The following is a 19,843-nucleotide window of genomic DNA, read 5'->3' as shown; positions in this document are numbered from 1 at the left end:
CCTAGGTTCCTCGTTGCGTCCCGCTGGCCAGCGCGAACAGCCGCTGGAAGGCGGCGAGCTCCGTGGGCGCCAGCGCGGTCAGCCGCTGGTGGTCCTGCAGGTCGACGGTGTACGCGTTCCTGCTGCAGAACTGCCGGAACGCGGGCGTGTCCGCGGCCTGCAGGATGGCGTCCGACAGCACCTGCGCGATGGGCCCGGGCACGCCGGCCGGCGCCAGGAAGTCCAGGCCCGAGAAGATGCGCAGGCCGGGCAAGCCGGCCTCGGCGCCGGTGGGCACCTGGGGCAGCGCCTCCCAGCGGTCCGGGCCGGTCACCGCCAGCGCCCGCAGCGTGCCGGCCTGCACCAGCGACAGCGCGGAGCCCGAGCCCTGGCAGGTGAAGTCGACGCGCCGGGCCGCCACGTCGAGCACGCCGGAGGACGTCTCCTTGTAGGCCACGTGGTTCGCGGAGGTGCCGGTGAGCGCGTTCAGGAGCACGGCGCACAGGTGCGCGGAGCTGCCCACGCCCTGCGAGGCGTAGGTCAGCTCGCCGGGCCGCGCCTGCATGGCCTGCACCAGCTCGGCCAGGCTGCGGTAGGGCGCGTCCTGCGACACCGCCAGCACCAGGGAGGTGCGCGCGACGCGCGCGATGGAGCTGAAGTCCCGGATCGAATCGAAGCGCGCCGTCTCGGGCGAGAACAGCGGCATGGTGTAGCGCGGCTGGCTGGCGATCAGCAGCGTGTAGCCGTCGGGCGGGGCCTTGATGGCCGCCATGTAGCCCAGCAGCGCGCCGGCGCCGGCCCGGTTCTCCACCACCACCGGGCTGCCCAGCCGCCTGGCCATGGCCTCGGAGAAGAAGCGCGCCACCGCGTCGGAAGTCGTGCCCGGCCCGGACGGCACCAGGATGCGGAGCGGCCGTGCGGGGAAGGACTGTGCCGCGGCCGGCCGGATGCCGGCGGCCGCCAGGGCGCCCGCGGCCAGCAGCAGGCGCCGCCGTGCGCCGCCTGCGGGCGCGGGTCGTCGGGGCATGGGCGTCAAGGGCATCAAAGGCTTCTCCAGGAAACGGGGGCAGGTTCAGTGCGCCGCCGCGGCCAGGGACGCCAGGATGGCCTCGTCCACCTCGATCCAGCCGCGCGCGCGGCCTTGCGCGACCTTGTGGCGCGTCGCGGCGCCGGGCACCCGCACCGGGGGGCCGCCGGGCACCGGCCTGGACGCCTCGACCCGTGTGCACAGGGCGCCGATGTTGCGCTTGAACGCATCCACCGGCATCAGCAGGGCCGGGTCCAGCGCGAGGAAGAAGTAGCCCCACACGCCGTCCTCGGCGACGATGGGGTCGCTGCCGCCCAGGATGCCCAGCGCCTGGACGACCATGCCCACGCCCGAGCCGCGCGCGCCGCCCCAGGCCAGGATGGCGCCGGCCAGCGCGGCCGCCGGGTCCACCGTCGGCATGCCCTGCGCGTCGATGGCGAGCCCTTCGGGCAGCGGCAGGCCGCGCCGCTGGTGCAGCAGCACGTCGCCCCACATGGTGGTCGCGGTGGCGAAGTCCACGACCAGCGGGCCGTCGTCGGACGGGAACGCGAAGGCGATGGGGTTGGTGCCCAGCAGGCGGTCGATGCCGCCGTAGGGCGCGATGCGCGCCGTGGAGTTGGCCGCATGCAGGGCGACCAGGTCGGCCTCCGCGGCCCGCTCCACGTAGTAGCGCAGCAGTCCCGAGAACCAGCTGTCGCGCACGCCGACGATGCCCACGCCGCTCTTCTTGGCCAGCGCGATGGCCTTGTCCATGGCCAGCGTCGAGGTGACGTAGCCATTGACGCCGGCGCCGTCGATGAAGGCGGACTGGTCGGTCTCCCGCAGGGTGCGGATGGTGCCGCCGGTGCCGCGTTCGCGCAGCATGGCCGCCATCGGCTGCAGCCGCGGCAGGCCCGCGTAGTCGTGCCCCGCCAGGTGGGCGTAGACCAGGTGGTCGGCGACCATGCCGGCGTGCTCGGGCGGCATCCCGTGCCGGCAGAGGAAGTCAACGGCTGTCTCCCGCGCCTCGTCGAGGCGGATCCTGGTCTTCATGTGGCCTGCCCTGGGTATGAAGTGCAGCGGGCATTGTGGGAGACACCGGACGCTCCCATCTACGCCGGTGCCGGCAAGGTGCTTTGCGTTGCACGGCAAGCTTGCGCCTCGCGCCGGCGCCCGGCCACCCGGAGGGAAGCACCTTGACCGGCAGCGCAACAATGGGCCATTGCCCGGCCTGTACGCTACCGGCAGGAACCGAAGACCGGCACGCTGATCGCAGGACGCGAACCGCCCGGACGACATCCAAGGAGGCAAGAGACATGCAGACAGGCGGCGGTGTACGCAGGGTGGCGCTGGTGACCGGGGGAGCGCAAGGCATCGGCCGCGCCATCGCCGAGCGGCTCGTGCACGACGGGGCCGCGGTGGTGCTCGGCGACCTGGATGCCGACCGGGCCCAGGCGACCGCGCGGGAACTCGCGGAACGCGGAGGACCGGGGGCGCAGGTGGTGGCGCTATGGCTGGACGTCGGCGACGAGGCATCCGCCGCGGCGGCCTGCGCCGCGGTCCGGCGCCGCTTCGGGCGGCTCGACATCCTGGTCAACAACGCCGCCGTCGCCGGCTGCCGCACCGCCGTCGAGGCGATGGCGCTGGCGGACTGGGAGCGCACGCTGCGGGTCAACACCACCGGCACCTTCCTGATGTGCCGGGAGGCGGTGCCGCTGATGCGGCAGGGCCGCTGGGGCCGCATCGTCAACCTCTCGTCGATGGCCGGGCGCACGCGCTCGGGCCTGAACAAGTCCGACTACGCCGCCAGCAAGGCCGCCGTCATCGGCTTCTCGCGCGTGCTGGCCGACGAGGTGGCCGGCCACGGCATCACCGTCAACTGCATCGCCCCGGGGCGCATCCTCACCGAGATGACGCGAGCCGTCGGCGCCGCGCAGGAAGGCTACTTCGAACGGGCGCTGGCCGAAACGCCGGTGGCGCGCCTGGGCGAGCCGGTGGACGTCGCGCACGCGGTCGCCTTCCTGTGCTCGGAGCAAGCCGGCTTCGTCACCGGCGCCGTGCTGGACGTGGCCGGCGGGCGGTTCATGCCCTGACCGCGAGCCCTACGGCCGGCGGAACGCCACCCGCTGCCGCGCCCAGTACGGCCCGTCCAGCCGGTCCAGGCGCACCGTGCCGCCGGTGGACGGCGCGTGCACGAAGCGGCCCTCGCCCACGTAGATGCCGGCGTGGGTGCGCGCGCCGAAGATCACCAGGTCGCCGGTGCGCAGCGCCGTGCGGTCCACGGCCGCGCCCCAGTCCGCCAGCTGCGCCACGGTGCGCGGCGCGGCCACCGGCGTCTCGCCGTGGCGGTAGACGTAGCCGATCAGGCCGCTGCAGTCGAAGCCGCCGTCGGGGGTGTTGCCGCCGTAGCGGTAGGGCGTGCCGACCAGGCCCAGCGCGTGCACGGCGGCGTCGCGCGCGGCCTCGGGCGTGAGGTGGCTCTCGCCCGGCGTACGCGGCGTGCGCGGTGCGCTGCCGCAGGCCGCCAGCACGGCGGCCAGGGCCAGCGGCAGGACGGCGCGCCGCTGCATCGGCCTTACTGGCGCAGCACGTCGGCGCCGGCCGGCGGCTGGAACTGGAAGGTGGCGGCCGGCAGCGCCGGGTTGACCTCGACCTGGCTGAAGCGCAGCACCGAGCGCTGGCCGAAGCTGTCGGCGATCTCCAGCGCCGCCAGCTCGGGCGCCTTGTCGCCGGGCTTCAGGCCCACGCGCACCAGGGCCAGCTGGCCATCCTTCGACTTGGGCGTGGCCTCGACCCACTGCAGGCCGTCCGCGTCGGGCGCGGCCTTGAGCGTGAAGTCGGCGCGCAGCGCGGCCAGGTCGGGCGCGGCGGCGACCAGCGCGGCCGGCGTGGAACCCAGCACCTCGGCCTGTTTGCGCGCGGTCACCTGGTTCAGGTCCACGTCGTACAGCCACAGCGTCTGGCCGTCGGCGACGATGGTCTGCTCGAAGGGCTTGGCGTAATCGAAGCGGAAGCGGCTCGGCCGCTGGAACGCGAAGCTGCCGCTGGAGGTCTTGCTGCGCGCGGCCTGGCCGTCGCGCGGCGGCGCGGTCACGGTCTGCGTGAACGCGGCGCGGCCGCTCCGCACGGTCTTGACGAAGGTTTCCAGGCTGTCGAGCGCGTCGGCATGGGCGGCGCAGGCGCCCCAGGCCGCCAGGCCGGCCAGCGCCAGGGTGCGCAGGGAAGAAAGCATCATGCCGCTGGGAGTCGGCCGGGCCGCGCTTGGTTCATTCCGCGCGCTCGGGCACCAGGATCTCGCGCTGGCCGCTGCCGCTCATGGCGCTGACGAGGCCGGCCTTCTCCATGTCCTCGACCAGCCGCGCGGCGCGGTTGTAGCCGATCTTCAGGTGGCGCTGCACCAGCGAGATGCTGGGCTTGCGGTGCTTGAGCACGACCTCGACGGCCTGGTCGTACATCGGGTCCTTCTCGCCGCTGCCATCGCCCTCGCCCGGGTAGTCGGTGCTGTCGCCGTCGACGGTGCCGCCCTCCAGCACGCCCTCGATGTAGTCCGGCTCGCCCTGGCTCTTGAGGTAGGCGACGACGCGATGCACCTCGTCGTCGCTGACGAAGGCGCCGTGCACGCGGATCGGCAGCCCGGTGCCGCTGGCCATGTACAGCATGTCGCCCATGCCCAGCAGGGCCTCGGCGCCCATCTGGTCGAGGATGGTGCGGCTGTCGATCTTGCTGGACACCTGGAACGCGATGCGCGTCGGGATGTTGGCCTTGATCAGGCCGGTGATCACGTCCACGCTGGGGCGCTGCGTGGCCAGGATCAGGTGGATGCCGGCGGCGCGCGCCTTCTGCGCCAGGCGGGCGATCAGCTCCTCGATCTTCTTGCCGACCACCATCATCAGGTCGGCCAGCTCGTCGATGACGACGACGATGTGCGGCTCGCGCTTGAGCGGCTCGGGGTCGTCCGGCGTCAGGCTGAAGGGGTTGTAGATGAACTCCTCGCGCGCGGCCGCCTCGTCGATCTTGGTGTTGTAGCCGGCCAGGTTGCGCACGCCCAGCTTACTCATCAGCTTGTAGCGGCGCTCCATCTCGGCCACGCACCAGTTCAGGCCGTGCGCGGCCTGCTTCATGTCGGTGACGACCGGCGCCAGCAGGTGCGGGATGCCTTCGTAGACCGACATCTCCAGCATCTTCGGGTCGATCATCAGCAGGCGCACGTCGCGCGCCTCGGCCTTGTACAGCAGCGACAGGATCATCGCGTTGATGCCGACCGACTTGCCCGAGCCGGTGGTGCCGGCCACCAGCACGTGCGGCATCCTGGCCAGGTCGGCCACCACCGGGTTGCCGACGATGTCCTTGCCCAGGCCCATGGTCAGCAGGGACTTGGCCTCGTGGTAGACCTGCGAGCCCAGGATCTCCGACAGCTTGATCGACTGGCGCTTGGCGTTGGGCAGCTCCAGCGCCATGTAGTTCTTGCCCGGGATGGTCTCGATCACGCGGATCGACACCAACGACAGCGAGCGCGCCAGGTCCTTGGCCAGGTTCACGATCTGCGAGCCCTTGACGCCGGTGGCCGGCTCGATCTCGTAGCGCGTGATCACCGGGCCGGGCGAGGCCAGCACCACCTGCACCTCGACGCCGAAGTCCTTGAGCTTCTTCTCGATCAGGCGGCTGGTCATCTCCAGCGTCTCGCTGGACACCGTCTCCTGCCGGCTCTGGGCGGCGTCGAGCAGGTCGACCTGCGGCAGGCGCGAGTCGGGCAGCTCGACGAACAGCGGCTTCTGGCGTTCCTTGACCACGCGGACGCTGGGCGGCGCCTCGGCCGGCACCGGCTCGATCGCCACCGGCGCCTTGGGCGCCTTGGCGGCGCGCGCCGGCCTGGCCACGGCAGCGGGCGCCTCGCCGTCCGGCGCCTCGATGCGCCCGTCCAGCGGCGCCGGGTCGTCCAGCGTGCCTTCGGCGCGCTCGCGCACGGCCTGCTTGCCCAGCGCGCGGTCCTGCGCGGCCTCGCGCTGCTCGCGCCGCCGCTCGACCAGCGCGTGCAGCCGGGCGCCCAGGCGCTCGGCCACCTGGGCCCAGGAGAAGCGGAACACCGCCGCCACGCCGATGATGCCGGCCACGATGGCGACCAGCCCCGAGCCGGCGAAGCCCAGCCACTTCAGCGCCAGCGGGCCGAACAGGTAGCCGACGACGCCGCCGGCGTCGCCCGGCAGGCCGGGTTCCAGCCGGTACAGGCGCGTCCATTCCAGCGTGCAGCTGGCCGCCAGCAGCAGCGCCAGGCCGCACCAGAACGCCAGCGTCCCGCCGCCGATCGCCGCCGCCGCCGTGCGCCGGCCCGGCACGCCGCGCATCCAGCCGGCCAGCTGCGCCAGCCAGGCGCGCGCGCCGGCCGCCACGCACCACCACACGGAATAGCCCAGCGCGAAATAGCTCAGGTCGGCGACCCAGGCGCCCAGCCGGCCGCCCCAGTTGCGGGTGGCGCCGGGGCCGCCGGAGGTGGACCAGGCGGCGTCCTGCGGCGAATAGCTGATCAGCGCGATGAACCAGAACGACAGCGCCAGCAGGGCCAGCAGCAGCCCGAACTCGCGGGCGAAGCGCGCGATGCCCGAGCGCGGCGGCTCCGCGCCCTGCGCGGAATTGAGGGTGTTGAGCGAGTAGGTCATGGAAGCAGCGGCGAAGCTTACCCCATGCCCCCGCGGGCGCAGGCGCTCAGGCCAGCGCGTTCAGGCGGTCCTTGATGTGGATGGCGCCGGTCTCCTGCGTCTCGATGTAGCCGCGCTCTTCCAGGTCCTTCATGACGCGGCTGACCATCTCGCGCGAGGCGCCGACCATCTTGGCGATGTCCTGGCGCGACACCTTGTCGCGGATCTGCACCACGCCCTGGGTGTCGGGCGCCGCCAGCTCCAGCAGCGCATGGGCCACGCGGCCGTAGACGTCCATCAGCGCCAGCGATTCGATCTTCTGGTCGGCCCGGCGCAGGCGCTTGACCAGCCCGGTCATCACGGCGCGGGCCATCTGCGGGTTGTCGGCCACGCAGCGGTCGAACTCGGCGCGGCCCAGCACCAGCATGTCGGTCTGCACCTCGGCCAGCACGGTGGCCGAGTGCGGCTCGTTGTCGATCAGGCTCATCTCGCCGATGCAGTCGGCCGGGCGCAGCGTGGCGATGATGACCTCGCGCCCGCGCGTGTCGGTGGTCACCACGCGGCAGCGCCCGCTCAGCAGGATGAACAGGGCGTTGGTCTTGCGCCCCTGCTCCACGATGATCTCGCCGCGCTTGACGCGCCGCTTGCTGACGGCCTGCGACACCAGGTGCGCCTGCTCGCCGGTCAGCATGGAAAACAGCGGGACGCGCAGCAGCAGCTCGAGATTGGACAGCATCGACATCGGCCAGGACTCCTTCTTGTTGGGGGCGCCCCCGGTATGAACGGGCGTTTCGCGATCCGGGCACAATCGCGGCCCTGCACGTTGGCGCGCGCCCGATTCTGTGGGAAAAGACACATGGCGTACACCACAATGTGTGCATTTTTCGCACGAAAGAACGCCCGATGTCGACTCAAAAACACAGCAAAGTTCTGATTCTCGGCTCCGGCCCGGCCGGCTATACCGCGGCCGTCTATGCCGCGCGCGCCAACCTGAACCCGGTGCTGGTCACCGGCATCGCCCAGGGCGGCCAGCTGATGACGACCACCGAGGTCGACAACTGGCCGGCCGACGTGCACGGCGTGCAGGGCCCCGAGCTGATGCAGCGCTTCCTGGAGCATGCCGAGCGCTTCAAGACCGAGATCGTGTTCGACCACATCCACGGCGTGGACCTGTCGCAGCGGCCGTTCCGGCTGTCCGGCGACGGCGGCGCCTATACCTGCGACGCGCTGATCGTGGCCACCGGCGCCTCGGCGCAGTACCTGGGCCTGCCGTCCGAGGAAGCCTTCATGGGCAAGGGCGTGTCGGCCTGCGCCACCTGCGACGGCTTCTTCTACCGCGACCAGGACGTCTGCGTGGTCGGCGGCGGCAACACCGCCGTCGAGGAAGCGCTCTACCTGTCCAACATCGCGCGCAAGGTCACGCTGGTGCACCGGCGCGACAAGTTCCGCGCCGAGCCCATCCTGGTCGACAAGGTCATGGAGAAGGTGGCCGAGGGCAAGATCGAGCTGCAGCTGTTCCACGTGCTCGACGAGGTGCTGGGCGATGCCAGCGGCGTGACCGGCGTCCGGCTCAAGGACGTGCGCGACGGCAGCACCCGCGACATCGCGCTGAAGGGCTGCTTCATCGCCATCGGCCACAAGCCCAACACCGACATCTTCCAGGGCCAGCTGGAGATGAAGGACGGCTACATCGTCACCCGCACCGGCCTGCAGGGCATGGCCACGATGACCAGCGTGCCTGGCGTGTTCGCCGCCGGCGACGTGCAGGACCACGTCTACCGCCAGGCCATCACCAGCGCCGGCACCGGCTGCATGGCGGCGCTCGACGCCCAGCGCTTCCTGGAGCAGGAGTGAAGCCGGCTATAATCCTTGGCTTTGCCGAAAAAGCCTGAGGCAAACAGGAAACCGCCACCTGATCCTGGCGAGGTCAAGCCGTCACACACCTTGCGCACCTGCACGAGGTGCCGGCTGTTCGATAGAAAGAGTGACCATGTCACGCGTATGTGAAGTCACGGGCAAGGGCCCGATGGTCGGGAACAACGTTTCCCACGCCAACAACAAGACCAAGCGCCGCTTCCTGCCCAACCTGCAGTACCGCCGCTTCTGGGTCGAGTCGGAGAACCGCTGGGTGCGCCTGCGCATCTCCAACGCCGGCCTGCGCCTGATCGACAAGAACGGCATCGACGCCGTGCTCGCGGACCTGCGCGCACGCGGCCAGGCAGCCTAAGCACTGTAAGGAACACACACCATGGCCACCAAAGGCGGACGCGAAAAGATCAAGCTGGAATCCACGGCCGGCACCGGGCACTTCTACACGACGACCAAGAACAAGAAGACCATGCCCGAGAAGATGTCCATCACCAAGTTCGATCCCAAGGCTCGCAAGCACGTCGAGTACAAGGAAATCAAGCTGAAGTGATGCGCCCGGGCCCCGGCCCGTGCCGAACCGACGAACCCGCTCACCCGAGCGGGTTTTGTCTTTGGGGCGTCCGCTGCCGCCTGGGCGACCGCGGACAATGCCCTGGCTTCCTACAATGCCTGCCGTGTCTTCCTCCTCCATCCGCAACGCCGACCTGCACTGCCACTCCATCGTGTCCGACGGCACGCTGACGCCCGAGGAGCTGGCCGCGCGCGCGCGCGCCAACGGCGTGGAGCTGTGGGCGCTGACGGACCACGACGAGGTCGGCGGCCAGCGGCGCGCCGCTGCTGCCGCACGCGCCAACGGGCTGCGCTACCTGACCGGCACCGAGATCTTGGTCTCCTTCGCCGGCGAGACGGTGCACATCGTCGGCCTGGGCTTCGACGCCGAGGACCCGCGCATGCAGCAGGGCCTGGCCGACACCCGCGACGGCCGCGGCCCGCGCGCGCGCGAGATGGCCGAGGGGCTGGCCAAGGTCGGCATCCTCGGCGCCTACGAGGGCGCGCTGAAGTTCGTCGGCAACCCGGCGCTGATCTCGCGCACGCACTTCGCGCGCTTCCTGGTCGAGTCCGGCCACTGCAAGGACACGCCCGAGGTCTTCCGCAAGTACCTGACCGAGGGCAAGCCCGGCTACGTGCCGCACCGCTGGGCCTCGCTGAAGGACGCGGTCGGCTGGATCACCCAGACCGGCGGCGTCGCCGTGATCGCGCACCCGGGCCGCTACAAGTTCAGCGCCACCGAGGAGTACGCGCTGTTCAGCGAGTTCAAGGCCCACGGCGGCCGCGCGGTCGAGGTCGTGACCGGCAGCCACACGCCGGCCGAGTACGTCGAGTACGCCGCGATGGCGCGCGAGTTCGGGCTGGCGGCCTCGCGCGGCAGCGACTTCCACAGCCCGGACGAGAGCCACTGCGACCTGGGCACCCTGCCGTACCTGCCCGAGGACCTGACCCCCGTCTGGGAGCTGCTGGCGGACCGCATCCAGTGACCGCCGCCGCCTCGCCGCTGGGTGGCATCGCCCTGGTGCTGGCCGCGGTCGCCTGCTTCGCGATGCTGGACACCGTGACCAAGGCCGTCACGGCCGGCGTGCCGCTGCTGATGGCCCTGTGGTTCCGCTACGTGTTCCAGGCCGTGGCGACCACGGCCATCGTGCTGCCCAGGAGCGGCCTGGCCCTGCTGCACACGCGGCAGCCGGGCTTCCAGCTGCTGCGCGGCCTGCTGCTGCTGGCCAGCAGCCTGCTGGCCTTCCTGAGCCTTCGGACCATGCCGGTCGGCGAGTTCACGGCCATCGTCATGATCACGCCGCTGGTCATCACGCTGCTGGCCTCGCGCACGCTGGGCGAGCGCGTCCCGCCGCGGCGCTGGGTGCTGGTCGCCGGCGGCTTCGTCGGCACCCTGGTGATCATCCGGCCCGGCGGCGAGGCCTTCGACTGGCGGCTGCTGATGCCGCTGGCGCTGGTGGCCACGAACGCCAGCTTCCAGGTGCTGACCAGCCGGCTCGCGCGCACCGAGGCACCGCTGACCACGCACCTGTACACCGGCTGGATCGGCACCCTGGCCGCCTCCGTCCCGCTGCCCTTCGTCTGGGTGCAGCTGCCGGACTGGCGGCTGTGGACCGGCCTGCTGCTGATGGGCCTGCTGGGCACCGTCGGCCACTTCATGCTGATCCTCGGCTACGCGCGTGCACCGGCGGCCACGCTGACGCCGTATCTCTACGGCCAGATCGGGTTTGCGATGATCGGGGGCTGGCTGGTCTTCTCGCACGTGCCGGACGGCTGGTCGCTGCTGGGCATGGCCCTGGTCGCCGTGTGCGGCGCGGCCGGCGCCTGGCTCACGCTGCGCGAAAGCCGGCCCAGGGACTGAACAACCATGGCTCAATTCTTCGAAGTGCATCCCGACAACCCGCAGCCGCGCCTGCTCAAGCAGGCCGCCGCGCTGCTGGCCAAGGGCGACATCGTCGCCGTGCCGACCGATTCCAGCTACGCCCTGGTCTGCCAGCTGGACGACAAGGCCGCGGTGGACCGCATGCGCCGGCTGCGCGGCGTGGACGAGCGACACCACCTGACGCTGCTGTGCCGCGACCTGTCCGAGCTGTCCAGCTACGCGCGCGTGGACAACAAGCAGTACCGGCTGCTGAAGTCCGCCACGCCCGGCCCCTACACCTTCATCCTGGAGGCCAGCAAGGAAGTGCCGCGGCGCGTGAGCCACCCCTCGCGCAAGACCATCGGCCTGCGCGTGCCCGAGCACAAGGCGCTGCAGGAACTGCTGGCGCTGCACGGCACGCCGCTGCTGGCGACCACGCTGATCCTGGCCGACGAGACCGAGCCGCTGAACGACGCGGCGGCGATCCGCGCGCGCCTGGAGCACCAGATCGCCGCCGTGCTCGACGCCGGCGCCTGCCCCTCGGAGCCGACCACGGTCATCGATGTCACCGCCATGGGCACCGGCGGCGACCCGGTCGTGGTGCGCGAGGGCCGCGGCCCGCTGGCCCCCCTCGGTCTGCGAGAATCCCCCAGTGAACTTCGACACCACCATCCAGAGCCTGCTGATCTTCGCGCTGCCCGTGCTGTTCGCGATCACGGTGCACGAGGCCGCGCACGGCTTCGTGGCGCGGCACTACGGCGACAACACCGCCTGGCTGCTCGGCCGCGTGACGCTGAACCCGATCAAGCACATCGACCCGGTCGGCACCATCGCCATGCCGATCCTGCTGTACCTGGCGACCTCGGGCGCCTTCGTGTTCGGCTACGCCAAGCCGGTGCCGGTGCAGTTCGGCCGGCTGCGCAACCCCAAGCGCGACATGGTCTGGGTCGCGCTGGCCGGCCCCGTCGCCAACCTGGTGCAGGCGCTGCTGTGGGGCGTGCTGTTCTACCTGCTGGCGGGCCTGGGCATCCACGAGCCCTTCTTCCTCAAGATGTGCCAGGCCGGCATGCTGGTCAACGTCGTGATGTTCGCGTTCAACCTGTTCCCGCTGCCGCCGCTGGACGGCGGGCGCGTGCTGGTCGGCCTGCTGCCGTACAAGCAGGCGGCCCTGCTGTCGCGCGTGGAGCCCTGGGGCTTCTTCATCGTCATGGGCCTGGTGCTGGCCGGCGTGGTCGGCACGCTGTGGCTGCAACCGATCATGGGCCTGACCTTCGACCTGCTGGACCTGCTCCTCACCCCGCTCTCCTCCCTGATCCGCTGAAACCCTCCCCATGAGCACGCTGCGCGTCCTGACCGGCATCACCACCTCCGGCACCCCCCACCTGGGCAACTACGTCGGCGCGATCCGGCCGGCCGTGCGCGCCAGCCGCGCGCCCGCCACCGACAGCTTCTACTTCCTGGCGGACTACCACGCGCTGATCAAGGTCGACGAGCCGGCGCGCATCCAGCGCTCCACGCTGGAGATCGCCGCGACCTGGCTGGCCGCCGGCCTGGACCCCGAGCGCGTGACCTTCTACCGCCAGTCCGACATCCCGGAGATCCCCGAGCTGACCTGGCTGCTGACCTGCGTGACCGGCAAGGGCATCCTGAACCGCGCCCATGCCTACAAGGCCGCGCTGGACCGCAACGCCGCGGCCGGCGCCGACCCGGACTTCGACGTCACGGCCGGCCTGTTCATGTACCCGGTGCTGATGGGCGCGGACATCCTGATGTTCAACGCGCACCGGGTGCCGGTCGGCCGCGACCAGGTGCAGCACATCGAGATGGCGCGCGACATGGCGCAGCGCTTCAACCACCTGTACGGCGAGCATTTCGTGCTGCCCGAGGCGGCGGTCGAGGAATCCGTGGCCGTGCTGCCCGGCCTGGACGGCCGCAAGATGAGCAAGAGCTACGACAACACGATCCCGCTGTTCGCGCCGCGCGAGCAGCTGCGCAAGCTGATCGCCGGCATCGTCACCGACTCGCGCGGCCCGGGCGAGCCCAAGAGCACCGAGGGCTCGGCGCTGTTCCAGATCTACCAGGCCTTCGCCGACGCCGGCGAGACCGAGGCCCTGCGCCGCGCGTTCGCGGACGGCATCGCCTGGGCCGACGCCAAGCAGGCGCTGTTCGAGCGCATCGACCGCGAGATCGCGCCGATGCGCGCCACCTACCAGGGCTACATCGACGACCCGGCCCGCGTCGAGCACGTGCTGCTGGCCGGCGCGCAGAAGGCGCGGCACCTGTCCGCGCCCTTCATCGGCCGGCTGCGCCACGCCGTGGGCCTGCGGCCGCTGGAGGCGCCGGCCGCCGCGGCCAGGGCCCCGAAGGCGGCCAAGGCCGCGCTGCCCTCCTTCAAGCAGTACCGCGAGGCCGACGGCCTGTTCTATTTCAAGCTGGTCGATGCCGGCGGCGCGCTGCTGCTGCAGAGCGGCGGCTTCGCCTCGCCCCGCGACGCCGGCCAGGCCATCGCCCGGCTGACGCGCGAAGGCGCCGCGGCCCTGGCCGCGCTGGCGCCACAGCTGCAATCCACCGCCGCCGGCGCCGTGGCCGCACTGGCGCAGCTGGCCGCGCCCAGGGACGGCGGCGATTCGGTGGCCGGCGAGGAAGACCCCGGCGCGGCCGTCGAACCCAAGGCCTGAGCCCCCGCGGCGTGGGCCGCGCCCCGGCGCGTCAGCGCACCAGGTGGCGTTCGGGCCCGATGCTGCCGACCACCGCGTCGAGCCGGGCCGGCTGGATCACGCCGCACAGCACGCGCCCGCCGGAGTTGCCGGCCGGGTTGGTCTGGTAGTCGTCCGGGTCGGCGTGCACGACCAGCGCGCGGCCCATGATGGAGTTCGGCCCCGGCGCCAGCGTGACCTTGGGGCTCACGTAGCGCAGCGTGGCGCGGCCCTGCGCGTCGGCCATCAGGTTCGGCGCATCGCCGGCATGGCGCACGCCGTGATCGGGATGGCCGTGCCGGCCCGTGCCTTCCGGATCGAAATGCCCGCCGGCCGCGCCGAACGCGACGGTCTTGCCGGCAGCGTCGGAACTCGGCTCGCACTTGCCGTTGGCATGGATGTGGAAGCCGTGCTGGCCCGGCGTCAGGCCCTGCACGTTCACCACGATCTCCACGCCGTCCGGCACGGCCGTCAGCACGGCCTGGCCGGCCGGCGCGCCGGTCGCGGTGGCCAGCTTCGCGATCGCGCCGCTGCCGCCCGCGCCCGGTGGCGCCGCGGCCCGCTGCGCGCAGCCGATCAGCGGCAGGGCCACGGCGGCAGCCAGCAGCACACGATCCCAGGATGTCGTTCTCATAAAGTGTTCCTTGTCAGTCCGTCGATGCGGCGCACTCCGCGCCGCGTGCGAGGCGGGACCGCACACTAGCAGCATTCCGCGGCCGCCGGCGTAGGAATCGTTCTCATCTTGTAACGCCGGCCATCAGCCCTGCGTCAGCACCAGCATGCCATGCGCCTTGAGCCGCAGCTTGGCGCCCGGCGCCACGCGGCGCGCGCGCCCGTCGCCCAGGCGCCCGCGCTGCGTGGCCACGCGCAGCTGCCAGGCCGGGCCGAAGCGCGTCTCCTGCGGCACCGTGAACAGATGCCCCTGCGGCGCGCCGTTGAACATCAGCAGCACCGAGGGGCCGGGCCGCGGCGCGCGGCCCTTGGCATGGTCGGCGCCGCCATCGAACACCACCTGCAGGCAGCGCGCGGCCGGGTGCTGCCACTCGTCCTCGGTCATCGGCAGGCCCCAGACGCTGTACCAGGTCACGTCCGGGCGCTCGCCGTCGCCCACGGGCCAGTGCTCGCTGCGCAGCACCGGCAGGCTCTTGCGCAGCCGGATCAGGCCGGCCGTGAAGTCGATCAGCGCCTCGTCGCGCGCGCCCTCGCTCCAGTCGAACCAGCTGATCGGCCCGTCCTGGCAGTAGGCGTTGTTGTTGCCCTGCTGGGTGCGGCCCATCTCGTCGCCGCCCAGCAGCAGCGGCACGCCGCGCGACATGAACAGCGTGGTCAGCAGGTTGCGCTGCTGGCGCGCGCGCAGCACCAGCACGCGCGGGTCGTCGGTCGGTCCCTCGGCGCCGCAGTTCCAGCTGCGGTTGTGGCTCTCGCCATCGCGGTTGTCCTCGCCGTTGGCTTGGTTGTGCTTGTCGTTGTAGCTGACCAGGTCGCGCAGCGTGAAGCCGTCGTGCACGGTGACGATGTTGACGCTGGCCGACGGCGGCCGGCGCGAGGGCGCGAACACCTCCTGCGTGCCGCACAGCCGCGAGGCGAAGCGCGGCAGGCTGTCGTCGGCGTTGCGCCAGAAGTCGCGCACCTCGTCGCGGTAGCTGCCGTTCCATTCGGACCAGCCGACCGGAAAGCCGCCGACCTGGTAGCCGTAGTCGCCCAGGTCCCAGGGCTCGGCGATCATCTTGACGCGGCGCAGCACCGGGTCCTGCGCCACCGCCGACAGGAACGGCGTGCGGTGCTCGAACGCGCCCGAGGCGCTGCGTGCGATGGCCGGCGCCAGGTCGAAGCGAAAGCCGTCCACGTGCATCTCTTCCACCCAGTAGCGCAGGCTGTCCATGACCAGGCGCAGCACCGGCGGGTTGCTCACGTCCAGCGTGTTGCCGGTGCCGCTGAAGTCCTTGTAGTAGCGGCGCTCGTCCATGAGCCGGTAGTAGGCCTCGTTGTCGATGCCCTTGAAGCACATGGTCGGCCCCAGGTGGTTGCCTTCGCAGGTGTGGTTGTAGACCACGTCCAGGATCACCTCGATGCCGGCCTGGTGCAGCGCCTTGACCATGCCGCGGAACTCCGCGACGCCGCCGTCGCTGCCGTTGGCGCAGTAGCGCGGCTCGGGCGCGAAGAAGCCGATGGTGTTGTAACCCCAGTAGTTGGACAGGCCCGCATCGGCCAGGCGGCCCTCGTCGTCGAAGGCCTGCACCGGCAGCAGCTGCACGGCCGTCACGCCCAGGCGCTTCAGGTGGGCGATCGCGGCCTGGTTGGCCAGGCCGGCGAAGGTGCCGCGCAGCGGCTCGGGCACGCCCGGCAGCTGCCGCGTGAAGCCGCGCACGTTGATCTCGTAGAACACCGTGTCGGCCATGGCGGTGCGCGGCGGCCGGTCGCCCTGCCAGTCGAAGTCCGGCGCCAGCACGACGGACTTGGCCGCCACGGCGGCGCTGTCGGCGTCGTCGCGCGCGAGGTCCTGCTGCGGGTCGCCGAGCGGGTAGCCGAAGGTCACGGCCGCGCCGCGCAGCGGGCGGTCGATGGCGCGCGCATACGGGTCCAGCAGCAGCTTGGCCGGGTTGCAGCGCTGGCCGCCGGCGGGATCGAACGGGCCGTGCACGCGCACGCCGTAGCGCGCCCCGGGCGCCAGGCCGGGCACGAAGCCGTGCCAGACGTCCTCGGTGCGCGCGGGCAGCCGGATGCGGCGCTGCTCCTCGCGGCCCTCCGGGTCGAACAGGCACAGGTCCACGGCCTCGGCCACGCTGGAGTACAGCGCGAAGTTGGCGCCGCCGTCGCGCAAATGGATGCCCAGGGGCCAGGGCCGGCCGGGTTCGCAGGTTTCTTCCGTCATCGCACAGCTCTGGGAAGCGGGAAAGCGGCCATTGTTCGCCAGGCGGCCGGCCGTGTGCGTCGGACGGCGCGCCGCAGCGCGCGTAGGAGCGCACAGGGATCAGGCGCGGCGCCGCGGCGCGGACCGCCGCGCCGGCGGCAGCTGCGAGCCGTCGGCCGGGCGAGGCCGGGACGGATGGCACCCTTCCAGAGGGCTCGCCGCATGCTTCACGCCTCGTTCCGCATCGCCGCCTTCGGCGACCGGGCGACCCGCCGCGACAGCCATCCCGGCCGTACTCGCCCAGCAGCGCACTAACGCCGGCGCGCGAAGAACACCGCGCCTCCACGAGAATCGCCGCATGAGCGCCCCATCCCAACGCCCCGCCCCTCGCCATTTCTCGATGCTGCGCGGCTTCCACCTCGCGGACTTCTTCACGCTCGGCAACGCCGCGTTCGGCATGGCCTCGGTGCTGCTGGCGATGCAGTTCCTGGCCACGGGACGGACGCGGCATTTCCTGCTGGCCGCGGCGATGACGCCGATCGCGCTGGTGTTCGACGTGCTGGACGGCCGCATCGCGCGCTGGCGCCAGCAGCACTCGGCGCTGGGCCGCGAGCTCGACTCGCTGGCCGACATCGTGTCCTTCGGCGTCGGGCCGGCCGCGCTGGGCTTCGCCGCCGGCCTGTCCGGCGGCTGGGACGCGGCCATCCTGCTGTACTTCGTCTGCTGCGGCGTCAGCCGGCTGGCGCGCTTCAACGTGACGGCCGAGACGCTGTCCCAAGGCAGCGACAAGGTCGCCTACTTCGAGGGCACGCCGATCCCGACCAGCGTGGTGCTGGTCGGCGTGCTGGCCTTCGCGGCCTGCCAGGGCCGCATCGGCGACGCCCTGTACGGCGGCAGCTGGCTGCTGGGGCCGTGGCGGCTGCACCCGCTGGCGCTGCTGTTCGCGCTGTCGGGCACGCTGATGGTCAGCAAGACGCTGCGCATTCCCAAGCTGTAGCCCCTGCGCGGCGGCCCGCCGGAAGCGCCCGCCGCTGAGGCATGATCGGCGCCCGTGACCTTCCGACCCGCCACGCGCGCCAAGCGCCCAGCCCTTCGTCCCGCCCTGCGCCGCGCGGCCCTGCCGTTCGCGCTGCTCGCGCTGCTCGCCACCGGTGCCGCCCGGGCACAGCCGGCCGTGCCCGACAGCATGGCCCAGCGCATGGCGGCCTGCACGGTCTGCCACGGCCCGGCGGGCCGCGCCGGGCCCGACGGCTACTACCCGCGGCTGGCCGGCAAGCCGGCCGGCTACCTGTACCACCAGCTGCTGAACTTCCGCGACGGCCGCCGCCACTACGGCCTGATGACGCAGCTGGTGGACCGCCTGAGCGACGACTACCTGCGCGAGATCGCCGAGTACTTCGCCGCGCTGGAACTGCCCTACCCGCCGCCCGCCCCGGCCAGCGCGCCGGCCGCGCTGCTGGAGCGCGGCCGCCAGCTGGTGCACCAGGGCGATCCGGCGCGTGGCCTGCCGGCCTGCGTGCAGTGCCACGGCGCGGCCATGACCGGCGTGGCGCCGAACGTGCCCGGCCTGCTCGGCCTGCCGCGCGACTACCTGAACGGCCAGCTCGGCGCCTGGCGCACCGGCCAGCGCAAGGCCCTGGCGCCCGACTGCATGGCCCACGTGGCCGAACACCTGGCCGACGCCGACGTGGCCGCCGTCTCCGGCTGGCTGGCGGCCCAGCCGCTGCCGGCCGATACCCGGGCCGCGGCGCAGGCGCCCGCCGGCAACACGCTGGCCTGCGGCAGCGCACCGGAAGTGGGAGGCACGCGATGACGCGCCGCCTGCCGCGCGCCCTGGCCGTGCTGGCGCTGCTGCTGGCCGGCGCCGCGGCGCTGGTCTGGTGGCTCAACGTGCGCGGCGAACCCGACCTGGCGGCGGCCGCGCCCGACGCGCCGGCCACGCCGGCGCAGGTCGCCCGCGGCGCCTACCTGGCCCGGGCCGGCAACTGCGCGGCCTGCCACACCAGCCGCGGCGGCGCGGCGTATGCCGGCGGCACGCCCATCCCGACGCCGTTCGGCACGGTCTACGGCAGCAACCTGACGCCCGACGCCGAGCACGGCCTGGGGCGCTGGACCGCCACCGAGTTCTGGCGCGCCATGCACCATGGCCGCTCGCGCGACGGCCGGCTGCTGGTGCCGGCCTTCCCGTACACCAGCTTCACCGAGGTCACGCGCGCCGACGCCGACGCGCTGTTCGCCTACCTGCGCAGCCTGCCGCCGGTGCCCCAGCCGAACCGGCCGCACGAACTGCGCTGGCCGTACAACCAGCAGGCGGCGCTGGCGGTCTGGCGCGCGCTGTACTTCCGGCCCGGTGAGTACCAGAGCGATCCGGCGCAGGACGCCGAATGGAACCGCGGCGCCTACCTGGTGCGCGGCCTGGGCCATTGCGCGGCCTGCCACACCACGCGCAACGCCTGGGGCGCCAGCAGCGAGCGGCTGCCGCTGTCCGGCGGGCTGATCCCGATGCAGAACTGGTACGCGCCGGCGCTGACCTCGGTGCGCGAGGCCAGCGTGGCCGACTGGCCGCTGGACGACGTGGTCGCGCTGCTGCAGACCGGCGTCTCGCCGCGCGGCTGGGTCACCGGGCCGATGGCCGAGGTGGTGCTGCGCAGCACCCAGCACCTGACGCGCGAGGACCTGGCCGCCATGGGCCGCTACCTGCAGGGCCTGCCGCAGCAGCCCGCGCCCGAGTCGCAGCCGCGCCCGGCCCCCGGCACCGAGACCGCCACGCTGGGCAGCCGGCTCTACGAGCACCACTGCGCGCAGTGCCACGGCGATGCCGGCGAAGGCGCCGGCGGCGTCTACCCGCCGCTGGCCGGCAACCGGGCGGTGACCATGGCCTCCACGGTCAACCTGGTGCAGGTGGTGCTGCAAGGCGGCTTCGCGCCGGCCACCGCCGGCAACCCGCGGCCCTACGGCATGCCGCCCTTCGTGCTGGCGCTGTCGGACCGGGAAATCTCCGCCGTGCTGACCTACGTGCGCAGCGCCTGGGGCAACGACGCGCCGGCCGTCAGCGAGCTGGACGTGAACCAGCTGCGCACGACGACTGCGCGCTGACGGGCCTCCGGTCTTTGCGCTGCGCGCTCCGCCGGCCCACTGGAGGGGACGGCGGCCCGCGGTGCCCAGCCTGCCTGCGCAGGCGTGGACGGCCCGATGCAGTTGCTCCTCCGGAGCAGCTGCGGCCTGCAAGGCACGCCTGCGACCGGGCCAAGGCCCCTTCCGCGGGCCGGCAGCTGGCATGGCGTGCTCCGTGGCTTCTCGAACCGCGGGCCAGCCGTGCGGGCTGCGGGCTCATGGAAAACCGAAACGGCTCAACCTAAAAACAGCAGCTGACGGGTCGAAACGCAGGCAAGTGCTTGC

The 19,843-nt window shown here is 72.3% G+C and carries 19 protein-coding genes and 1 pseudogene; 12 read left to right on the top strand and 8 right to left on the bottom strand.

The features are described from left to right. Window position 1: 1 nt before the first annotated feature. On the bottom strand, window positions 2-1,006 hold the full coding sequence (locus QM782_RS12755) for a tripartite tricarboxylate transporter substrate binding protein (RefSeq protein WP_415203281.1): 1,005 nt from the start codon (window positions 1,004-1,006) through the stop codon (window positions 2-4). Window positions 1,007-1,051: 45 nt separating this feature from the next. Continuing rightward, window positions 1,052-2,038, bottom strand: a complete 987-nt coding sequence (locus QM782_RS12750) for an Ldh family oxidoreductase (RefSeq protein WP_415203280.1) — start codon at window positions 2,036-2,038, stop codon at window positions 1,052-1,054. A 263-nt stretch (window positions 2,039-2,301) separates the two neighbouring features. Here QM782_RS12750 and QM782_RS12745 point away from each other — a divergent pair, with 263 nt between their 5' ends. Beyond that, complete coding sequence (locus QM782_RS12745; protein ID WP_415203279.1) at window positions 2,302-3,078, top strand: SDR family oxidoreductase; 777 nt, start codon at window positions 2,302-2,304, stop codon at window positions 3,076-3,078. Between the two features lie 9 nt (window positions 3,079-3,087). Here QM782_RS12745 and QM782_RS12740 read toward each other — a convergent pair whose 3' ends face one another. The 4 genes from QM782_RS12740 to QM782_RS12725 are packed head-to-tail and all read right to left on the bottom strand — an operon-like array spanning window position 3,088 to window position 7,360. Next, a complete protein-coding gene (locus QM782_RS12740) occupies window positions 3,088-3,555 on the bottom strand; it encodes a C40 family peptidase (protein ID WP_415203278.1) in 468 nt (155 codons plus the stop codon). Between the two features lie 5 nt (window positions 3,556-3,560). After that, the gene (lolA, locus tag QM782_RS12735; RefSeq protein ID WP_415203277.1) at window positions 3,561-4,220 is read right to left on the bottom strand and encodes an outer membrane lipoprotein chaperone LolA; all 660 of its coding nucleotides are present in this window, start codon (window positions 4,218-4,220) and stop codon (window positions 3,561-3,563) included. A gap of 31 nt (window positions 4,221-4,251) precedes the next feature. Further along, window positions 4,252-6,639, bottom strand: a complete 2,388-nt coding sequence (locus tag QM782_RS12730; protein WP_415203276.1) for a DNA translocase FtsK — start codon at window positions 6,637-6,639, stop codon at window positions 4,252-4,254. A gap of 46 nt (window positions 6,640-6,685) precedes the next feature. Next, window positions 6,686-7,360, bottom strand: coding sequence for a Crp/Fnr family transcriptional regulator (locus QM782_RS12725; RefSeq protein ID WP_415203275.1), 675 nt, complete (start codon window positions 7,358-7,360; stop codon window positions 6,686-6,688). A 161-nt stretch (window positions 7,361-7,521) separates the two neighbouring features. Between QM782_RS12725 and trxB the strand changes: the two genes are divergently transcribed. From trxB to QM782_RS12685, 8 genes and pseudogenes are all read left to right on the top strand, one after another. Then, the gene (trxB, locus tag QM782_RS12720) at window positions 7,522-8,472 is read left to right on the top strand and encodes a thioredoxin-disulfide reductase (protein WP_415203274.1); all 951 of its coding nucleotides are present in this window, start codon (window positions 7,522-7,524) and stop codon (window positions 8,470-8,472) included. Between the two features lie 136 nt (window positions 8,473-8,608). Then, on the top strand, window positions 8,609-8,845 hold the full coding sequence (gene rpmB / locus QM782_RS12715; protein ID WP_145551552.1) for a 50S ribosomal protein L28: 237 nt from the start codon (window positions 8,609-8,611) through the stop codon (window positions 8,843-8,845). Between the two features lie 21 nt (window positions 8,846-8,866). Further along, a complete protein-coding gene (gene rpmG, locus QM782_RS12710; RefSeq protein ID WP_087282504.1) occupies window positions 8,867-9,037 on the top strand; it encodes a 50S ribosomal protein L33 in 171 nt (56 codons plus the stop codon). Window positions 9,038-9,161: 124 nt separating this feature from the next. After that, on the top strand, window positions 9,162-10,022 hold the full coding sequence (locus QM782_RS12705) for a 3',5'-nucleoside bisphosphate phosphatase (RefSeq protein ID WP_415203273.1): 861 nt from the start codon (window positions 9,162-9,164) through the stop codon (window positions 10,020-10,022). Continuing rightward, window positions 10,019-10,897 carry a DMT family transporter gene (locus QM782_RS12700; protein ID WP_415203272.1) on the top strand — a complete coding sequence of 293 codons (879 nt, stop codon included), beginning with the start codon at window positions 10,019-10,021 and terminating at the stop codon, window positions 10,895-10,897. The genes QM782_RS12705 and QM782_RS12700 overlap by 4 nt, the downstream gene beginning before the upstream one ends. Before the next feature lie 6 nt (window positions 10,898-10,903). Beyond that, window positions 10,904-11,536 (top strand): annotated as a pseudogene (locus QM782_RS12695) (L-threonylcarbamoyladenylate synthase); the annotation flags it as partial. Window positions 11,537-11,549: 13 nt separating this feature from the next. After that, a complete protein-coding gene (locus QM782_RS12690; RefSeq protein WP_415203271.1) occupies window positions 11,550-12,218 on the top strand; it encodes a site-2 protease family protein in 669 nt (222 codons plus the stop codon). Window positions 12,219-12,228: 10 nt separating this feature from the next. Further along, window positions 12,229-13,575, top strand: a complete 1,347-nt coding sequence (locus QM782_RS12685; RefSeq protein ID WP_415203270.1) for a tryptophan--tRNA ligase — start codon at window positions 12,229-12,231, stop codon at window positions 13,573-13,575. A gap of 31 nt (window positions 13,576-13,606) precedes the next feature. Here QM782_RS12685 and QM782_RS12680 read toward each other — a convergent pair whose 3' ends face one another. Together QM782_RS12680 and glgX are read right to left on the bottom strand one after the other, a co-directional pair. Continuing rightward, the gene (locus QM782_RS12680) at window positions 13,607-14,227 is read right to left on the bottom strand and encodes a superoxide dismutase family protein (protein ID WP_415203269.1); all 621 of its coding nucleotides are present in this window, start codon (window positions 14,225-14,227) and stop codon (window positions 13,607-13,609) included. Between the two features lie 123 nt (window positions 14,228-14,350). Further along, window positions 14,351-16,465, bottom strand: coding sequence for a glycogen debranching protein GlgX (gene glgX / locus QM782_RS12675; RefSeq protein WP_415203268.1), 2,115 nt, complete (start codon window positions 16,463-16,465; stop codon window positions 14,351-14,353). A 337-nt stretch (window positions 16,466-16,802) separates the two neighbouring features. On the opposite strand from glgX, the gene QM782_RS12670 reads away from it, so the two are divergent. The 3 genes from QM782_RS12670 to QM782_RS12660 are packed head-to-tail and all read left to right on the top strand — an operon-like array spanning window position 16,803 to window position 19,540. Next, a complete protein-coding gene (locus QM782_RS12670; RefSeq protein WP_415203267.1) occupies window positions 16,803-17,441 on the top strand; it encodes a CDP-alcohol phosphatidyltransferase family protein in 639 nt (212 codons plus the stop codon). Between the two features lie 54 nt (window positions 17,442-17,495). Beyond that, a complete protein-coding gene (locus QM782_RS12665) occupies window positions 17,496-18,257 on the top strand; it encodes a c-type cytochrome (protein WP_415203266.1) in 762 nt (253 codons plus the stop codon). Further along, window positions 18,254-19,540 (top strand): cytochrome c, encoded by a 1,287-nt coding sequence (locus tag QM782_RS12660; protein ID WP_415203265.1) that lies wholly within the window; start codon window positions 18,254-18,256, stop codon window positions 19,538-19,540. Before QM782_RS12665 ends, QM782_RS12660 begins: the two co-directional genes overlap by 4 nt. The last annotated feature ends 303 nt before the right edge of the window (window positions 19,541-19,843 follow it).

Origin of the sequence: Pseudorhodoferax sp. (assembly GCF_047601025.1) — a bacterium.
Taxonomy (GTDB): domain Bacteria; phylum Pseudomonadota; class Gammaproteobacteria; order Burkholderiales; family Burkholderiaceae_C; genus Pseudorhodoferax.
This window is presented reverse-complemented; position numbering and strand designations above follow the sequence as displayed.